Annotated in this window: 1 protein-coding gene; it reads left to right on the top strand. The window is 50.3% G+C overall.

Annotated features, from left to right (window positions below; all coding sequences use genetic code 11):
* The first annotated feature begins 10 nt into the window (after window positions 1-10).
* Window positions 11-22,456: a LamG-like jellyroll fold domain-containing protein gene (locus GV64_RS24825; RefSeq protein ID WP_236632959.1), complete on the top strand. Its 22,446-nt coding sequence runs from the start codon at window positions 11-13 to the stop codon at window positions 22,454-22,456.
* Window positions 22,457-22,559: the final 103 nt, after the last annotated feature.

Here is a 22,559-nt window from a genome sequence, read left to right on the forward strand (position 1 = left end):
AGACCAGGTGGTGACCCAGACCTACACGGTGACGGTCAACGATGGCAACGGCGGCACCGTGGATCAACAGGTGACCGTGACCATCACCGGCACCAACGACGTGCCCACCATTACTGCGGCCACCGATGTCACTGGCGCGGTCACTGAAATTGTCGACGGCGGTACCGGTGAAAATACCGCTACCCTATCCGATAGTGGTTCCTTTACCATCGACGATGTGGATCTCACCGATGTGCAAACCGTCAGCATCACTTCCGACACCAGCGGTTACCTCGGCACCTTCACCCCAACCGTCAGCAACAATACGACGGGGGATGGTACCGGCCAGGTGGACTGGACCTTCAGCGTGCCCGATGCCGACATCGATTACCTGGCCAAAGACCAGGTGGTGACCCAGACCTACACGGTAACCATCAACGATGGCAACGGCGGTACCGTGGATCAGCAGGTGACCGTGACCATCACCGGCACCAACGACGTGCCCACCATTACTGCCGCCACTGATGTCACTGGTGCGGTGACCGAAATCACCGATGGTGCCAGTGGCGAGAACACCGCTACCCTGTCCGACAATGGTTCCTTTACCATCGCCGACGTCGATCTCACTGATGTGCAGACCGTCAGCGTCACTTCCGACACCACAGGTTACCTCGGCACCTTTACCCCAACCGTCAGCAACAACACCACCAATGATGGCACTGGCCAGGTAGACTGGACCTTCAGCGTACCGGATGCGGACATTGACCATCTGGCAGCCGGTGAGACCCTGACTCAGAATTACACGGTAACAGTCGATGACGGCAACGGTGGTACTGTTGATCAGGTGGTAACCGTAACGATCACCGGCACCAATGATGCGCCTATTTTAAGTCTTGGAGATCCGGCAACTGGCGGTGGTTCAGGACTACTTGGCGAGGTCTTTGAAACTGATTCAGCAATAAATAACCTGACCGACCTCGGTAATCTGGTCAACAACACACCTACTGCAACGTTTACAGCAAGTAATCTGAATTATGGAAACTTCGGAACTCTGGGAGAATTTCTGGGGGATGATGCTCATACGCTAAGCACTGATATTAGTAATAACGCAATGGAAACCCTTGGTTTCCGCTTCACAGGCTTCATTCAACTGGAAGCCGGCCAGCATGACTTTACAGTCACTTCTGACGATGGATTCCGTCTCAATATTGGCGGGCAGAACATCAGTGAGTTTTTCGGCTTAAGACCCGCTGAAGCAACAACCGGATCATATACAGCTCCAGCGGATGGTTTTTATAGTTTTGAACTGGTCTATTGGGAAAATACCGGAAGTGCAGCACTTCAAGTCACTAGCACTGCAACATTGGGTGCAGTACTGAGCGGAGATAATATCTTATACGACAGCATCGTTTCCTATACAGAAAATGATCCTGCCAGCCCTGTTGCTGACGACCTGGAACTGACTGAACTGGATGTTGAGGATATCCAGTCCGCCACCGTTTCCATCAGCGATGGCTATGTCGCCAGTGAAGATACCCTGCACTTTACTGACCAGAACGGCATCACCGGCAGCTGGGATGCAGCCTCTGGTACACTCACTCTGTCCGGTAATGCCTCACCGGCCAATTACCAAGCCGCTCTGCGCTCCGTTACTTACAGCAACAGCTCCGACAACCCCGATATTACCGGCCGGGTGATCAGCCTTACCGTCTCTGATGGCCATATCACCAGTAACGAAGTCAACCGGGGCATTTCCATCACCGCAGTGAACGATGGACCGCAGCTGATCACTAACGAACTAGCAATTGACGAAGGTGCTACGGTGATTCTCGGTTCTGACAATCTCAGTGCAACCGACCCCGACCACGATGACAACAGCCTGACGTTCATCCTCAGCAACATCCAGAATGGCTCACTGAGCGGTGCAACCGACAACGGTGATGGTACCTTCAGCTTTACCCAGCAACAGCTGCTGGATGGCACTGTCAGCTTTACCCACGATGGCAGCAATACCGCACCGGCCTACCAGGTGACCCTGACCGATGGCCCGGCAATCACCGCCGCCACCTCGGCAACCATTACCTTTACCGAAGTTAACGACGCTCCTACCGCTGCGGACAACACACTCACGGTGAATGAGGACCAGAGTTATACGTTCACCATCGGTGATTTCAATTTCAGTGATGTGGACAGCGGCGACACACTGCAATCCATTACCATCACCAGCCTGCCAGCCGCTGGTTCACTCCTGTTGAACGGGGTCGCCGTCACGGCTAACCAGTCCATTACCGCTTCCGATATCAGTCTTCTGACTTATACTCCCGCGCTCAATGATAATGGTACGGGTTATACCTTTTTCGGGTTTACCGTCAGTGATGGCCAACTCGACAGTAACGAGCACACCCTGACGTTTGATGTCACGGCGGTGAATGATGCTGCTGAAGTAACGAATCTGGATACCCTGAACTACACCGCCAACGGAGATCTCCGGATTATCGATGGTGACCTGACCCTGGCCGACGTGGACTCCACCACACTGCAAAGTGCCACCGTTCAGATCACCGGCAATTTCAACAGCAGCGAAGATGCCCTGTCGTTTACCAATCAAAGTGGCATCAACGGTAGTTGGGACTCAGCCAGCGGCACCCTGACCTTAAGCGGATCAGCATCTCTGGCGGACTATGAAACGGCCCTGGAGTCCATCAGCTACCAGAATACCAGCAATGACCGGGATACCGCCCAGCGAACCATCAGCATCACGGTTAACGACGGTGTTGACAGCAGTATCGCGACAACGACCGCCATTAATGTTAGCCAGTTTAACCAGATTCCCGGTGTACTCGACCAGAACTACTCCCTGTCCCTGACTGGAAATGCCACCGATTATCTGATTGCTAACCCGGTGTCCGATTTCCCATCGGACTCGTTTACCATTGAGTCCTGGTTCAAAACCTCTGGCAGTGGAGATGGACTGTTCTCTTATGCCGTGCCCAGCAATAACAATGAAATCCTATTATTTGGCCAGGAAGACCTGAGGCTTTATATCGGTAGCAGCAATGTTTCAACCGGTATTAATATCGCTGATGGCAACTGGCATCACGTGGCCTGGACCTGGGACAGTGCAACCGGCAGCACCCGCGTCTTTATTGATGGCAGTCAGCAATACTCCGGCACCCTGGCCCAGGGACATTCCATCCAGAATGGTGGTGCCCTGGTGTTTGGCCAGGAACAGGACAGTGTTGGGGGCGGCTTCGATACATCCCAGGCCTACAATGGTCAGATCCGTGACATCCGGGTTTGGAATGCTGATCGCACACAGACTGACATTGATAACCAGAAAGACTCCGCCCTGACCGGAACCGAGAGTAACCTGATCAGCTATTACCCCATGAGTGGTGGCAGTGGTGATGTGGTGGATGCCGGACCTGCCCGCAATGACTTGCAGCGCTTTGGGGCAAGCTGGGAAGAAGCCCCCAGGGAGACCAGTGAAGACCAGGCCTTTGCCATCAACACCATCAGCTTCTCCGACGCGGATTCCGGCAGTGATACCGTTGAAGTTACGCTAACCATCACCAACGGTACCCTGCAATTGGCATCAACCAGTGGTGTCACCATCACCGCCGGTGCGGATAACTCGGCAACCATGACTCTGCAGGGGAATCTGACTGACTTGAACAGCGCCATCAATGGCCTGCAGTATCAGCCAGCCAGCAATTTCCACGGCACAGCAACCCTCTCCGCCAGCATCAATGACCTGGGCAATGCTGACGGTGCCGATGCCCAGAGCAGCAGCATTACCCGCACCATTACCATTAACAGTGTCAATGATGCTGCTGTGATCACCGGTGATGACAGTGCCACTCTCACAGAAGACAACAGCAGTACATTAACCGCCACCGGTACCTTAAGCATTACCGATGTTGACGCGGGAGAGAGCAGCTTCACTGCGGCTACCGTGAACGGCAGTTATGGCAACCTGATCATCGATAACACTGGAGCCTGGAGCTACAGCGCTGACAACAGTCAGGCCGTAATCCAACAATTGGGCAGCAGCGAAAGCCTCACCGACACCCTGACCATCACCTCATTTGATGGTACTGAGCACCAGCTGACCTTCACCATCAATGGCACCAATGATATTCCCGTCGCTGCCAGCAGTACCCTGAGTGTCAATGAAGACCAGAGTCTCTCCTTTACCACGGCAGATTTTGGCTTCTCGGATACCGACAGCAATGACAGTCTGCAATCCATTACCATCACTCAACTGCCTGCTGCCGGGACACTGACCCTCAACGGGTCCGCGATCAGTGCCAACCAGAGCATTGCTGCTGCCAATATCAACCAGCTGTCGTACACCCCGGCACAGGATGCTAATGGCACAGGCTATGCCTCTATTGGTTTTACCGTCAGTGATGGTCTGGCCAACAGTACAGAACAGACATTGACCATCGATGTCTCTGCCATTAATGATGCGGCTGAACTCACAGGGCTGGATGCTCTCAACTACACGGCCAATGGTGACCTCAGGATTATTGATGGTGATCTGACCCTGACCGATGTGGACTCTACCACATTGCAAAGTGCCACCGTGCAGATCACCGGCAATTACAGCAGCAGTGAAGATATCCTGGCATTTACCGACCAGAACGGCATCACTGGCAGCTGGGATTCAGCCAATGGCACCCTGACACTCAGTGGCTCGGCGACACTGGCAGACTATGAAACCGCTCTGGAATCGGTTAGCTACCAGAATACCGCCAATGACCGCAGCACGGCACAACGCACACTGAGCATTACTGTCAATGACGGAACCGATGACAGTACAGCAGCTACCACAGCCATCAATGTCAGCCAGTACAACCAGGTTCCCGGAATACTGGATCAAAACTACTCTCTGTCATTGTCGGGCAATGCATCGGATTACCTGATTGCCAACCCGGTATCCGGCTTCCCCAGCACTTCATTTACCATCGAAACCTGGGTAAAAACCACCGGCTCAGCAGAAGGTATTTTCTCCTACGCCACATCAAACAGTGACAATGAGATTCTATTGTTTGGCCAGGAAAACCTTGAACTGGGCATTGATAACTCATACCTGAGTACCGGTATTGATGTGTCCGATGGTAACTGGCACCACATCGCATGGACATGGGACAGTGCCACCGGTAATACCAAGGTCTTTGTCGATGGTACTGAGCAGTACAGCGGTACGTTAAAACAGGGGTATACCATTGAAGATGGTGGTGCACTGGTCTTTGGCCAGGAGCAGGATAGTGTGGGCGGTGGCTTCCAGTCTTCACAGGCGTATGATGGCCAGATTCGCGATATCCGGGTCTGGGATGCTGATCGTACGCAGACTGACATTGATAACCAGAAAGACAGCGCTCTGAACGGCACCGAGAGCAACCTAGTCAGTTATTACCCCATGAGTGGCGGCAGTGGTGATGTGGTGGATGCCGGCCCTGCCCGCAACGACCTGCAGCGCTTCGGGGCGACCTGGGAAGAAGCTTCCAGAGAGACCAATGAAGATCAGGCCTTTGCGATCAGCACCATCAGTTTCTCCGATGCGGATTCCGGCAGCGGTACCGTTGAAGTAACACTGACCATCACCAACGGTACCCTGCAGCTGGCGTCGACCAGTGGTGTCACCATCACCGCCGGTGCGGATAACTCAGCGACCATGACTTTACAGGGGAGTCTGGCTGACCTGAACTCCGCCATCAATGGCCTGCAGTATCACCCAGCCAGCAATTTCCATGGCACCGCAACCCTCTCTACCAGCATCAATGACCTGGGCAATACCGACGGTGCCGATGCCCAGAGCAGCAGCATTACCCGCAACATTACCGTTAATAGTGTGAATGACCCGGCGGTGATTGCGGGGGATGACAGCGCTACGTTCACCGAAGACAGTGCTGCCACGTTAACCGCTTCTGGCTCATTAACTATTTCCGATGACGATATTGGTGAAGCCAGCTTCAATGCAGAAACCATCAATGGCAGCTATGGAACTCTGACAATTGATGCTGCTGGTGCATGGACTTACACCGCTGATAACAGCCAGACAGCAATACAGGAGCTGGGTGATAGTGAAAGCCTGACAGATACCATTACTGTGTCGTCAGTTGATGGCACGACCCATCAGATAACATTCACCCTGAACGGCATCAACGATGCTCCAGTAGCCAGCACCCCAATTACTGCACAGCCCAATCTGCCCGTAGGGGTACAGATCAGTTTTGACGCATCAGACCTGAAGAGCAAAACCGATCTTGAGTCCGATGGCTGGAACTTCTTCGATAATGATGAAATCCGTGAGAATGATATCCGCGAAACTACTCTGGCTAACGTTGACACTCAGTCTTTTGACGACAATATGAAATACATCAGCCTGGACGGTGACAATAGTTCGGCTGAAGCCTTTTTGATTCAGGACTATCTAAGTGCAGGTGCTCATGACCTGCCAACCATGTATTACAACTTTACCAATGATGAACTGTCAGCCTTCAAGGAAGTCGGTTTCCGAATCTCCATGACGGTTATGGCATCTGGCCAGACCAATATTTCTTTGGGAGAACCTGCCAGTGCCAGTACCAATAACCGCTTCAGCTTTGAAGGTGGTGTACCGGATGATAACCAGTTTCATGACATCATTATTGAAGGCCACTTCACTGCCGGTGATTCTCTGGTCATCGATTCATATACCGTAGATGGCAGTACTGCCTCTTATGCAGTGGCGAATGATGGTCGAAACAGTGCATTTGATGACTTCACTCTGTCGCTAGGAGCCTGGGGATCTTCCACACAATCTGTTGACCACAGCCTGTTATTACAAACAGCGACAATGGAAGCATTACCAAGGGAGTTTGGTACTGATGAAGATGCACTCTTCACTCTACCGCTGCCAGCTAATGCATTCACTGATATTGATGCTACAGACACCCTGACGTACTCCCTGAAATCTGGTGCGCCCAGTTGGATATCCATCAACACCAGCACCGGAGAAGTATCGGGAACCCCAGACAACAGTGATGTCGGAACTCATACTATTACCATCATTGCAACCGACTCTCAGGGAGCCACCGCCGAGAGCAGCTTTGCTGTTAATGTGATAAACACAAATGACGCTCCAGAGCTCTCTGATGCCAGCTTCTCGGTTAATGAGAACGTAGCCAGTGATGGCTCTATTGTTCTTGGCACGATGACCGCAACCGATGTTGATGTCGGCCAAAGTAAAACCTACAGCATTCTCTCTGGTAATGATGACGGGCATTTCGCCATCGACAGCAATACCGGTGAGATTTCTGTTGTTGGCAATCTTGACCACGAAGGAACCGCACAATACAACCTGACTGTTCAGGTAACAGATGATGGCACTCCAGCTCTAAGTGATACCGCCTCGGTAACTGTTGATGTGAATGACATCAATGAAGCACCAACGGCGATGACGCTCAGCAATGCATTCATAGCAGAAAATGCTGTCGGTGCCGTGATCGGAACCCTCTCAGCCACAGATCAGGATGATAGCAATGAAGCATTTGGCATCCATGACTACACGGTCAGCGACAACCGCTTTGAAGTCGTTAATGGCCAGCTCAAACTCAAAGCTGGAGAATCGCTGAATTTTGAAGTAGACGGCAGCACACTGGATGTTACGGTCACTGCCACAGACAATAATTCTGCCGGACTTTCTTTCAGTGAAACCTTCACACTGAGCATCGGTAACCTGAATGAACCACCGGCCATTGATGACCAGACGTTCTCTGTTGATGAAACTGTAGCCAGTGACGGCTCAACAGTGGTTGGCCGGGTTTCAGCTGTGGACGTCGATGCTGGCGACGCCCTGACCTATTCCATTGTTTCTGGCAATGAAGATGGTCATTTCGAGATCGACAACAGCACCGGTGATATCCGTGTTGTCAAGACGCTCGATTTTGAAACAGCCAGTCGTTACGACCTGACCGTTGCCGTTGAAGACAGTCAGGGTGACAGCCGCAGCGCGAATGTACAGATTGACATTAATGACATTAATGAAGCACCTGAACTGGACCGGGGGCTCCAGAATCAATCATCCGGTGTCAGTGCCAGCGTTGGAGACAGCTTTTCCTATGTCATACCCGAGAGTGCATTTAAGGATCAGGATATCGGAGACAGCCTATCCTACAGTATCAGCGGTCTGCCTGCTGGGCTCCTGTTTAACCCAATCACCCGGGCAATTACCGGCATACCTGCAGCAACCGAAGTTGGGGATCATACCGTCAGTGTGGCTGTCACGGATAACGATGGTCTGACCACTTCGGATACCTTCACATTGAGAGTGGGCAATACCAAAGTTCTGGAGGGTGATGAAAACAGCCTGATTAATCTGGCGGCAGAAACCGGTATTAACAGTTATACCATCACAACACTTCCCAGTCTCGGTACTGTGAAAAAAGCGGATGGTACAGCGGTGGGCGTTAATGATGTTCTCACCAGTGCCGAGCTTGAAGGGTTACTCTACGATGCACCAAAAGAGTACGACAATGTCACTGATCTTGGCCAGTTAACCTATCAATACCAGGATGGTGGTACAGAAACCAAATCGGCTCGAATCGTTGTTGAAGCGGTTAACGATCTGCCTGAAATCACCGCCCCCACCAGTAAGGATACATCCACACTCTCCCTTAACCCCATTGCCGGTGTCTATGTAGAAGATGACGACATTGGTTCGGAGATAATGGAGATATCCCTGTCCGTCAACAGCGGTAAATTATTCCTGGGGGCTACCGAAGGTCTTGAATTTATCAGTGGTGGAAACGGTGAGTCGTCCATGACGATTCGCGGCAGGCTAACCCAAGGCCCTGAACCCGTTGCAGACCTTAATTTCAGCTTCCGGGACACTGCAGATCCAGCACTTGACCAGAGAACAGGCATCGAAGGAACACTCTCAGGGACAACTCGCATAGATGATCCGGTTAAAGGAGGTGTCATTCAGTTTGATGCTAATAACGATTACATCAATCTGAACCAGTCCTACGACCTGGGCAGTGAGTGGACGATTTCAACCAAGTTTAAAAACCCTTACCACGACAACAACCTCTGGGGCACACTGACGCGTGGAGAAGGCGATGATCATCAGATCATCATTCATAACACCACGGGGGAACTCGGGGTTTATGACAACAGCGGTGGCACCAACTTCAATGGCTCAGGCTTCTTCATGAATAATCTTGGAGACACCTGGCACACATTAACAGCCGTTGGTAAAGATGGGAAAACCTATTTCTACCTGGACAATGAACACGTTGGAACCAGTGATTATCAATCCACAACCGATGTAAAAAGTATCGGTAACCACCTGTCTGGTGGTAGTCAGCCGTTTGCAGAATTCCTGGACGATTTCCGAATTTATGACACTGCCATTGTACCTGAGCTGAATCTCGACACGGCCATTGGGGCAGACCAGGATGACTTCCATCTGGGATTCACAGACCAGGCCACTGCCAATCGTGATGATGAGCATGATATATCCACCACATTCAATGGCGTAGAGCAGATCGAAGACAATACCCAGGGTGGTGTTGCTCACTTTGACCAGGCCAATGACCGGATATCTCTGGACAGTAATTTCACCATGGGTGATAGCTGGACCATCAGCACTGAGTTTCATACCGCACAGACTGGCATCACCTATGCAACGCTTGCCAAGGGAACCTTGAATCATCACGTCCTGTTGCAAAACGGGGAGCTAGGCTCATGGAATAATGACAGTGCTCAGGGTACCACCGGGTTCTATGGATCCGGTTATTCTCTTTCAAGTCTTACTGATGGGTGGCACACATTAACCGCTGTCGGGGAAGGCGGAAAAACCTACTTCTACATTGATAATCAGCATGTAGGCACCAGTGATTATCAGGCCACTGATGACCTGGTCACTCTGGGCAACAATGCCGGTGGAGGTCAGCTATTTGCAGAGTATCTGGACAGTATTCGAATTTATAACCAGGCCCTTGAGCCTGATCACGTTAACCTCCAGGGACCGGTGCAAAAAGCGCTCGAAGGACTCGCTTATACCCCAGAAAGTGATGCGACCGGTGACATGCTTACCATCACGACCAATGACTTGAACAATACGACGGGGGTTGATGGTGCCAAGAGCGATACCCACAGCGTTAACCTGAATATCACACAGCTCCCCTTCCCTATTGAGGAAGACTTTGTTTCGTCACCAACGGACTGGACGATACAGGGAGATGCTGAATACAAAGCGTCTGTCACCGGTGCAACCGATGGCGGGTTGTTGCAATTGACCGGGTTAGGTAACTCTGAAACCGGCTTTACTGTGATGGATACCCCCTTCTCCTCTTCGCTGGGGATTCAGGTTGAGTTTGATTACTTTGCCGGTGGTGGCAGCGCTGCAGACGGTATGGTGTTCTTCCTGGTGGATGGAAGCCAGACAACAGTCACTGCCGGCGCTACCGGAGGAAATCTCGGGTACGGCCCTTACGGAGCAACATCGGGTCTCTCACAGGCTTATCTGGGGGTTGGTTTTGATGAATATGGCAACTTTGCGGGCAACTCATCAACCCGGAAGGACAGTGTTGTTATTCGTGACGGCGGTAACGGCACCACAGGCTACAGTATCCTGGATCATCAGAAAGTAGACTCCTTTGGTGGGATTGACGATACCGACCTCAACACGGATTCCAGTGGCGATGGCAACGGTTACGACTGGCGCAAGGTGCGTCTGACCCTGGACTCTGAGCAGAAGCTGACACTGGAGATGAGCTGGGACAATGGTGGCAGCTGGGAAACCATTTATAACCAGTACGATTATGCCGCCAATACCTCCCAGACTGTACCAGACACATTTAAGCTTGGCTTTGGGGCGGCCACAGGTGGCGCAACCAACTATCACTGGGTGGATAATGTTTCCGTCAAAGTTCCTACCGATCTGAACGTTACCAACCCGGTAGGGCCTTCAAATGCAGCTGTAGGTGATGAAGTCAGCTGGCAGTTTACTGTAGAAAATACGGGTGATAACCACGCCTTTGATACCCAGATGGACTGGAGTGCTCCATCGGGTCTGGATAACGTTACATGGACGTATACGACGACCAATGGACAGACAAGTTCTGGCAGCGGCAATATTGATACCCTGGTCGACCTGCTCAAGGGAGAATCGGCAACCTTTACCATTACCGGCACATTAACCACGACGGCAGCGGCCAGTATGAGCCAGAGCTTTACGGCAACGCTGGCGGATGCTTATTGCGGCACCACTGATGGCACTAACCTATACAGTTCCAACATTGATACTGATATCCTGCTGTTAAACATGGAGCTCTCTACAGACGTCATCGCAGAAATGACCTACACCGGGGATGGCAGTGTTAAAGTCGCCGATATCACCGTTACCGCTGGCAACAATGTTGATGCCGACCTTACTCTCTCTGGCAGCGACGCAGATAAGTTCACCATTATTGAGGATAACGGACAGTTTTCGCTGCATATCAACCAGGGAACCACACTGGACCACGAAACGGACCCTGACTATGATCTGACCATCACCCTCTCTGATGGTAATGGCCTCAGTGCATCAAACACCAAAAATTTCACTATTCGGGTGGCTGATGTTAATGAAGCACCTACCGAAATAGTGATACCTGTTGGCGGATTGTTCATTAATGAGTGGGAAGATGGGGCTTTATCAGGAAGCATATCGGTAACTGATGCTGACTCATCCAATGGTGCATTTGGTACTCACACGTATACCCTGAGCGACAACCGTTTTACCATAGAAAACGGCGTACTTAAGCTCAAATCTGGAGAAACACTGAACGCAGACACGGAGTCCTCGGTTTCTCTGGATATCACCGCAACCGACAACGGCGGTCTTGCGATAACACGGACGGTCACAATTCAGGTGAATGACCTTCCTCCACAGCCTCCGGTAATTGAAACGGTCACGCTCAATAATGACTTCCAGCCTGTCATTACAGGTACAGCTCAGCCCAATACCACGCTGAGTTTCACCATCAACAGCACCAACTACTCAACCTCTGTCACCAATGATGGCAGCTGGAGCTTTACACCCGCATTAACACTGAATCATGCAGACCCTCTGAATATCGGCATTACGTCTACCGATGCAGGCAACAATGTCAGCTCTTCAACCAGTTACAGTGCCACCATCAGCCGGGGAGATGGACTCGATAATACTCTAACAGGCGGTAATGGCATTGACCTGATGGAAGGTGGTGCCGGCAGTGACCAGATCAATGCCGGTGATGGTAACGATATTATTCAGGGCAACCAGCTCAATACCGGTGGACGGTATGATGAGCTTTTGAGCAATGGCAGCTTTGAAGACTTTACTGTCATTGTTGATCATGGCAACTACCGTGAAGTCACTCTGGACCACTGGAAAGCCATTAATACTGCCTCAATATCCAGCACCAGTGAAACAGTGGATGCAACGTTGCTTCCAGAGATAGAAGCAGAATCCTGGAATGCCAGTGCCCTGTTAAGCAACACCGATAACACTCCGAGGGTAGAGCTCGATTTTACAGGCTCTGCCGTTGACTCGTTGATGCAAAAAGTAACGACTGTTGATGATGCTACCTACACACTGGAGTTTGAGGCCATTGGTCGCAGTGGTGTTGCCGAAAATGATATCGAAGTCTGGTGGGATGGTATCTATGTCGACACCGTATCTCCGGGTACCACTGAGTGGGAAACCTATACATTTGCAGTAACCGGTGATGGTACTGAACAGAGCGTTATGCTCAGGGAGCCTCCTGGCCAGAACAGTGGTGGAGGGCCTGTCGTCAATAATGTGAGCCTCTCCGGATTATTGGCTGATAACTCCGGCAACAGTGGCAATCTCATTCAAAATGGGGATTTTGAAAACTATACCGTGCAGGTTGACCATGGTTCCTGGCAGGAGGCACTGGTCGATGACTGGCAAAACCTGAACACTGGAAGTATCACTTCTGCGCAGTATACCTCAGGTATTGAGGTCGACAGTTTTGGTGAGTCAAATATTGAACTGGCATTCTGGGCTCCCGCCAAAACCGATACCACCGCCCGGCTGGAGCTGGATGGCAACAATTCCGATGTTGATGCCATCTACCAGCAGGTCAACACCCTGAATGGTGAGAACTATATCCTTACCTTTGAAGCCTACACCCGTGCGGCCAACTCCGGTGATGTGGAAGTCTGGTGGGGTGACCAATACATCCAGACCATCAGTATTGGAGCCAGTTGGGAAACCCATACCGTTACGCTCAGTGGTGATGGTTCACAACAAACACTGATGATCAGGGAAGTGCCCGGACAGAATAATGCCCAGGGAACCATTCTGAATAATGTCAGCTTACGTGGTGTTCTTACGGAATCCGATACGCTAAATGGAGGCTCCGGTGATGACCAGATCTTCGGATCCAGTGGTCATGATGTTCTTACCGGTGGAGCAGATGAGGATATCATCACCTCTGGAATCGGGAGAGACCGTCTGGTCTGGCAGGCTGGCGATGAAGGGACGGCAGCCTCTCCGACTCTTGACCGCATTAAGGATTTCGCACTGGGCAGTAATGGAGACATTCTGGATCTGCACGCTCTCCTCTCAGGAGAAGAAAATACGGCACTCGACCAATACATCCAGTTCCGCACCGAAGGCTCTGACAGCATTATTGATCTTAGCCCAACAGCCAATGGGGAAGTTACTCAGCAAATCATCCTTGAAAACGTGGATATAACCACACTGGGTAACAATAATGCGGACATCATCAGTCAGTTACAAAGCAACGGTCAACTGATAGTCAGCAGGCCTCTGTCAATTACCACGCCCATCATGGCCGATGATCAGATCAATACCCTGGAAAAAAGCGGGGTATTTGTTGCAGGTATTGGTGAACCCAACGCTTCTGTAGAAATCCAGATCCGGCACGCCGATGTGATTGATCCTGACATCAGGCCTGACTCTGTTCCGAATGCTGTGGCGTCCTGGACATTGAATGGTGATATGACCGGGACTCACACACTGTCCAGTAATGAGACCCTCAGCTTTACCAATGGTCCTGTCGATAACTGGCAGGCAATTCAGTTTGATGGTTCCAATGATAATCTCTGGGCTGACTCTGACTTTATTTCTGAAACAGATCATGCCGTTTCCCTGTGGTTCAGAACAACAGACTCTGCAGGCGGTTTATTTGAAGTAGTAACTGGTTCCAGTGCTTTTGACCGGGAAGTCTATTTTGAAAACGGCGAGTTGAAAGCTTATGTCTGGCAGAGTGGTGGAGCCGAAATTATCAATGGCGGTGCAAACTTTAATGATGGTGAGTGGCACCATGTTGTGCATACCTATGGTGGTAGCGCTGGCGGGCAGAAGCTGTATGTTGATGGTGTGGAAGTTGCTTCAGGATCCTATGATCATTCTGATTTCACATCACACTCTCATATTCGGTTAGGCTATAGCCTTCCGGGTAGCAGTGGCTTCCTCAATGGTGAAATTGCCGGCGTTGAAGTGTTTGACCAGGGCCTGACAGCCGGTAATGTTGCTTCCATCTATAACACGGTCACTGAAACAGTCACTGTTGATGTTGATGGTACCTGGAGCCTATCTGGAGAAGTACTGGATATTGATGCCCTTTCCGATGGGCAGCTGACAGTGACAGCCACTCAGACAGACACCAGCAATAACGTAACGTCTGTATCAGAGTCCGTGACATTCTCAGGCGTAACGCCAACACTGATGTCTGCGGAAATCATTGCGAATACCGTCAATCTGGTCATGACCTTCAGTGAAGATCTGGATATTAACTGTATTCCGGAGCTGGACGACTTTACGGTGACCATCAATGGCAATGCTGCCAACGTACTGAATGTCTCTTACTTAAGTGCCACGGAAATCCGTTTGAGCCTGGATCAAACCATCAATAACAGCGATACCCTATTACTCGGCTATACACCCGCAGCACATCCGGTTCAGGAAGTGGCGGGCATCAATACACTGGCAGCGATCACAGATGCCAGTGTAACCGTCACCCCTGACACCATGGCACCTGTGCGTCAGGATATGACGGTCGAAGGAACTCAGCTGATGATTGACTTTAACGAGTCTCTGGACAGTGCTGATGTGCCTGACATCAGCGCGTTCAGTGTTTCTCTGCTGGGTGGCGGCACACGATCCGTTACCGCCGTCAATATCTCCGATCAGCAGGTTACCCTCACGCTGGATAGCTCCGTTGGCGATGCCGATATTGTTCGACTGTCCTATGATATGGCCAATGCCAGCAACAGTGGAGGCTCTCCGCTGCAAGATGATCAGGGTAATAATGTCACCGGCTTCACCAGTGTTCTGGTTGAAAACAATACCGACACCACACCTCCAACCCTCAACAATGCCGAAGTGGATGGAGACACTCTGACACTGACCTATTCCGAGGCCTTGAATGAAAGTGCAGGACTTTCCGGCATTGAATGGGGAGCGGGTAAAAATGGTCAGGGAACAGGTCTGGAGTTCAATGGTTTTGAGGGCACCGGTGAAATTAATGGACTATCAACCGGTGGCACCATGACCCTGGCTGCCTGGGTACGCTATGACAGCTTTGCAGAAAACTGGTCCAGAATTTTTGATTTTGGCGATGCAGCAGGGAACGACAATATTATTCTTGCCCACGAAGGCGTCGGAAATAATCTGATTTTTGAAACCTGGAATGGCTCATCGCTAACCACCCGAGTCCGAGTTGATGACTTCTTTACCGAAGGGGAATGGGTTCACCTTGCAGCCACCATTGACAGTAGTGGCACTCACCGGGTCTATGCGAATGGACAGGAAGTGGGATCAGAGAATGGCACTTCCATTCCTGTGATGACACGGACAAACAACTTTGTCGGCAAGAGTAACTGGACTCAGGATGACCCAATGGATGGTGCGATCGATGAAGTGCTGATTGTTGACCGTGATCTGAGCGCTTCTGAGGTATCTGACCTGTTTAATGCAGCCGATTTTGCCACCTATACATCCAGCCTCACTGGTGACACCTATCACGCCTATGACTTTGAGGAAGGCGCAGGTTCTTCAGCCAGTGATCTGAACAGCAACAGCCAGCCAATGACGCTAACCGGAGATTCTGTTGTCGAGGTACAGGTAGGTGGCGTTACACGCAATATCAACAGCACAACCATCAGCGGTAACCAGGTCACATTACAGCTTGCCAGCTCTGTCTCAGATGGAGAGTCAGTCTCTCTCAGTTACTCACCAGCCTCCAGTGATAACAGCAGTAACGCTGACAGGATTGAGGATTTGCGGGGATTTGATGCAGCGGGGTTCAATCATGGTGATGTTACTGTTTTCAATATTACCGACACTGTATCTCCAAACCTGAACAGCGCTGAAGTGACTGGTAACACCCTGACATTGACACTGAATGAATCACTGAATGCCAATGCAACCATAAGTCCAACGCTGTTTACCATCACCGCAGATGGTCAGGATAAGACGATTTCCACCATCACTATTCAGGGACAGCAAATTACGCTGACTCTGAATGATGCCGTCAATGATGGTGAGCTGGTGACCATTGATTACACACCTCCCGCCAGCAGTACAGCCCTGGATAATGATCGTCTGGAAGATCTGGCGGGTAATGACACTGCTGCCATTACCAGTTTCAGTGTGGATAACCTGACGAACACCGAAGGGCAACCCGAAGTGATTCGAGTGTTCAGTGATGACAATAACCAGTGGTATCAAGACAGCAATACCATTACTGTCAAAGTTCAGTTCTCCGAGCGTGTGGAAGTCACTGGTCAGCCAACCCTGCAACTGGAAACCGGGATACTGGATCGACTTGCTACTTATAGTGGCGGTTCCAGTACTGACACACTGTCGTTCACCTATACCGTCACCCGACCCGATGAAACGGCAGACCTCAATGCCATCAGCACTGACGCTCTCAGCCTGGATGGAGGAACACTGACTGACCTGCTGGGCAATAATGCCATTCTGGATCTTCCCGCTCTGGATAGCACCGATGCGTTAGCTCAGCAGAATGACCTTCGAGTTGACAGCGTGATACCCACGGTTGGTGTTCTAAATAATAATGTTGTTTATGAGGCCGGTGTACTTGTTCTCACCGGTGGAGGATTCTCATCACTTCGCTCCCCTGGAGAGCCTACGGATACTGATCTAACCAGTCGTCTGGACTGGAGTAAATTCTCCTGGCGAATAATTAATAACAGTGGAAGTAATACCGATGTCAGCTTTACTGAGTCAGATGTCAGCTCAGTATTTGCCGTCAGTGATCAGGAACTGTATATCAAATTAAGCAGTAGCAAGCTGGCAACCCTGCGCGCAACAACCGGCTTTGGTAATGCAGAAGGTCAGGACCTGGTACGTATAACCAGTGATGGATTCTTCAGGGATGCTGCTGGTAATACCATGAGTGATAGCAACACTGCTGGTGTACAGATATTTGTTCTTCCTCCGGATGGCGTTGCCCCTAGTGTTACTGAAATATTCAGCTTGAGTGCTAATGGTGAGTACGCTATTGGTTCAGTGGTTCGCCTGCAGGTCTGCTTTGATGAGCCTGTCGAAGTCACCGGAGAGCCTATTATGATGCTGGGTACCGGTGAGCAAGCTCGTGCAGCCCGCTTCGTCTCCGGTTCTGGTACACGAGAACTGTTGTTCGAATACACCGTACAATCAGGCGATGAATCCACTGAACTGGACGTATATAGTGCTACTGCTCTGAAAATGAATAACGGTTCGATCAAAGACCTGTCAGGAAACAATGCCTCTCAGCTGGTTCCTTTCGCCTCTGCTGAAGGCTCCCTGGCCAGTAAATCAGACCTGATCATCGACGGTATCGCCCCTGAGGTCAGTATTATTGGACTCACACTCGCACCAGAAGGCGCTGATGACCAGATACTGACTCTGACCGGCAATGGTTTTGAGACCATATTAGGGGGAAGTGAATCAGCTGGGCAGGTGTTACAAGGCAATGACCTTGCCCGCTTCGACTGGAACAATATTTCGTTTGATCTCAGGCAGCCGGACAGCACCTTCGAAACCGTCACATTAAGTCAAAGTGATATCAGCTCGGTAGCCGTTCACAATGATCGTCTGGAAATCATTCTGGATGAAGGCGCTACCCGCATTCAGAACAATGATGGCTATAGTACGATTACTGGTGATGTCAGGCTAAACATCACTCCCGGCTTTATTGGCGATCAGGCTGGAAACGCCTCTACTACCGATGCGATCTCTGATGCCGTCATTACGGTGAGCAGTAATGGTGCCAGTGTTGTGGAGGTTTCTGCAGTTACTGCAGATGGTAGCTATATGGCCGGTGACCAGATCGAGATCCGGGTTCGCTTCAGTGAAAAGGTCACCCTGCAGAACTACGATGAAAATAACGATCCACTGCTGCTGATGCTGAATGACCGACAGCCAGATGGTGGTAACCCCTATGGAGGCAATGCCGTCTATGTTTCTGGTAGCGGTTCCCGGGATCTGATCTTCCGTCATACATTAACCGCCGGTGAAAATGTTGATGACCTGAACTACCGGGATACCGGTTCACTGGTCTTTAACATGGACTTCCTGGGAGGAAGCTCCACCAGCAGCCTTGAGAATGGAGCAGGCAACGATGCCAACCTTGCGCTTCCAGATACCAACAGTCCCCAATCTCTGGCCGGAAACAGCGATATTGTTGTTGATACAACGGCTCCACAGACAACGGTTACCAGTGCTGCTTACGATGAAGACAACAACCAGCTGTTGTTAAAAGGCACATTGTTCGAACAACTGCTCAACAACAGTGAAAGTATGACGGGGAATATTGCGGGTCGCCTGGACTGGAGCAAGCTGGTTATTGATATCGATAAAGATAACAACATTACCCAGAATGTCACCCTGTCTGCAGCAGACATTATCTCCGCAAGACTGGCCGGCACCGATACACTGACCATTCAGTTCACCGACAATAAAGCCAGTGAGCTGGAAACTATTTTCGGTTACAAGGGAGCTGAAGACGGAGTCGATATAGAGTCTGGGTTCCTGGCAGATCTTGCTGGTAATGCGGCCACTAATGCAGTGACCAGCGACCTGACACTGGACTACTCCGATGTTGCAGCGCCAACAGTATTGCAGATCAGGCTTGATGAATCAGGTCATTACAAGCCAGGTGATCAGATTTGCATTCTGATTCAGCTGAGTGAGACCGTTAATATCAGTGGTATTGACCCTGCCAACAGCAGCACCAAACCCACCTTAGCGCTTGATAATGGTACGACGGCTGTGTACGAAAGCGGGGCTGGCAGCGATACCCTGAAGTTTATTTACACCGTCAGTGACAATGACAGTGAAAACACAACAGCGCTTAACTACACCTCTTCATCCGCCCTGTCCGTACCCTCTGGTGTCAATATCTTTGATAATGCCGGTAACAGTCTGATCGAGACTCTGCCAGGCACCAGCAGTAATGATGCCCTGGCACAAACCGGTACCGGTGTTATTGATGTCACCGTCCCTGAAATTGCGCAGGTTCGCAGTATTACAGCGGATGGTGATTACAACGAAGGCAAACAGATACAGCTGGAAGTCACGTTCAGCGAAGCAGTCAATATCACCGGCTCACCTGCACTTCATTTGAACACAGGTGCACAGGCTTCCTACGCTTCAGGCTCTGGAACCAACAAACTGATTTTCAATTATACGATTGGTGCCGGAGAAAATACTGCGGACCTGGATATATTGTCTGGCGAACCGTTTGATCTGGGTAATGGCACGATCAGAGACCTTGCCGGTAATGACCTTCGCAATTATCTTCTGGAAGATATGGGGGCATACTGGCGCTTTGACTCAGCCAGCGGAACAACGGTCAGTGATGACGCACCTGATGACAGTGTGAATGATCAGGCAACCCTGACAAGTGGGGCGACACTGATTACCGGTGGTGTAACGGGTCAGGCACTCAGTCTGGACGGTGTCGATGATTATGTTGCTATTGGGGACTCTACGGAAATCAACAGTTACAGTGGAACCATTGCTGAAAGAACAATCAGTCTTGCGTTCAAACCGGATGAAAGTAATGACTTGAACAGCAGGCAGTTCCTCTACGACGAAGGTGGCTCAACCAACGGTTTCAACATTTATATCGAGAATGGCAATCTCTATATAGGCGCCTGGAGTGAATCCACCAGCTGGAATGGTCAATGGTTAAACGTCGACATCAGCGGTATTGATAAAACCCAGTGGCACACGGTTTCTCTGGTTCTCAACGGCACTGATGGCACGCTTCAAGGCTTCCTGAATAGCGAAGAGTTCGACTCAACTACGGGTGAAGCCGTCAACTCCCATGCTTCAACCTACATTGGTGCACAAGTTGGCAGTACAAAACTGCATACCGGAGACTTCTCTACTACTGGTTCATATTTCCAGGGGCTGGTTGATGATGTCCGCATCTACAACGACACAAGTCCACTGGCCAGTCAGGCAGACCTGAACATAGACACTATTGCCCCTGATCTTGCCGTGACAAATTACTTCTTCAGAGGGGGACGCCCAGGCAGTGGTGACCCCAACGGGTATGGTCACTTCTCCATAGACTTTAATCAGGACCTGCCGGTGGGTGGAGGGGAAAGTGTTGGTGATTACTATGCAGTAGACTGGTCAAAACTGGTGTTTATGGGTGAAGATCGCTTTGGTAACCCAACCTCATTCTACTTTACAGAGGATGATATCAGCTCATTTTCCAGACACACCAATAGCAGTTTGGCCGAGCGAGCAATTGTGTCGTTTAAAGAGGAGTCTTTCTATGAGTTCCTGCACTGGGATGGATTCTCTTACTTTATGGAGGTTGGCTCTAATGGTCGGGTTAATGAGGATGTCAACATCCGGCTTGATCAGGGCTGGTTGATTGACCCCGCAGGAAACCCCTCTACATTCGAGCTGCCGGAACAGCAGCTGAAAATGATTACCTATCATCAGACTCATGCTGTGAATACGGCATACTTAAACGACATTTCTGCCAAAAATGCGGATGGTATTTATAAGCTGGGTGATGAGATCAATATAACCGTAACCTTTGACCAGATCGTTAAGGTTGATACAACGGCCGGAGCCCCTACTCTGACGTTGAATAACGGAAGAACGGCAACGTTGGTAGAAGGTGATGAGACGAAGTCCAAAGTCTTTAACTTTACCTACACCATTCAAAATAGCGATACCGTCAATGACCTGGATGTTACCAGTATCAATGCCAATGGCGGCCGCTTCTACAGTGGTGGTGGTCCCAACAGTGGTGCAATAGACATCAGCTCTACAACGTTGAATAACCTGTCCACTGATGAGACATTGGCTGGCTCAAAGACGATTCATATCGATACTGATATTCCCACCCCCACAATCAGTAACGCTGACTATGATCCGGACGCCAATATAATCCAGCTTGAAGGCACTGGCTTTAATGATATTCTCAGTGCCAGCGCCCCGGCAGAAACAACAGAACTGCGACTGATTCTTGACTGGAGCAAGTTCAGTTACAACGTGAATGGCTCTCTGGCATTGAATTTCAGCAAAGACGATGTGCTCAGTGCCCGTGTGATTGATAACAGTCATCTGAGAATCGAGTTAACTCCAGCCAAAGCTGATGATATTGAGAACAACAGTGGTGGTGACTACAGCAATGATGAGATTGATATCTCTGCGGGCTTCATCAGCGACCTTGCTGGTAATACAGCAACGACAGATGCGCTTTCCGGTGGCTCGGTAGCCCAGAGTGACCTGAAAGTGCCAGAGCTTACGGCTTCCCTTGCTTCTGGTAACGATCTGGTACTGACCTTCTCCGAGAATATCTCTGGAGCGCCCTCCAATTCCGAATTCACTATCACAGTAAACAACACACAGAGAACAATTTCCGGAATTGCAATCAGTGGGCAGGAGGCAACCATCAGTTTTGATGGAAGCAGTCTGTCAGGAGCTGAACAGTTGATCTTCAGTTATACCGGCTCCAGTTTGCAAGATTCAGCAGGCAACCCCGCACAAACCATTAATGATGGGATTGCTGGCACCACATACAACTCAGGCAACACACTGAAAAACCTTATCGGTGATCTTGGTGATGATATCTTTGTGATTGACCATGATGATGTTACCGTTTCTGGTAATCGTGGAGCTGATACCTTTGACTTTAATTTCAATGGCAATGATCAAAACCCTGCTGACCTGATCATTACCGACTTTAACACCAATGAAGGGGATCTATTGAAACTGGATGACATTCTTGTCGATAGTAATAATAGTCTGGATCAACATTTCCACTTTGTTTCCAGTGGGAGTGATACCATCATGGAAATTCGTCCTGAAGCGGATGGAGATATTACCAAGCGGGTAACTTTCAAAGATGTAAACCTTCTCAGTCTTGGCAACAATGACAATGAAATTCTTAATAGCCTGATCAATAACAATAATTTTGATCATGGTGAATAAGTCATGAAAAACACCACTGCTCAGTGTTTATTTTATTAGCGCAGTCCACTCCCCACACAACTGAACAAACCTTGACAGCAATCATGAAAGATGAAATGTTGCT

It is taken from the genome of Endozoicomonas elysicola (assembly GCF_000710775.1).
Lineage (GTDB): Bacteria > Pseudomonadota > Gammaproteobacteria > Pseudomonadales > Endozoicomonadaceae > Endozoicomonas > Endozoicomonas elysicola.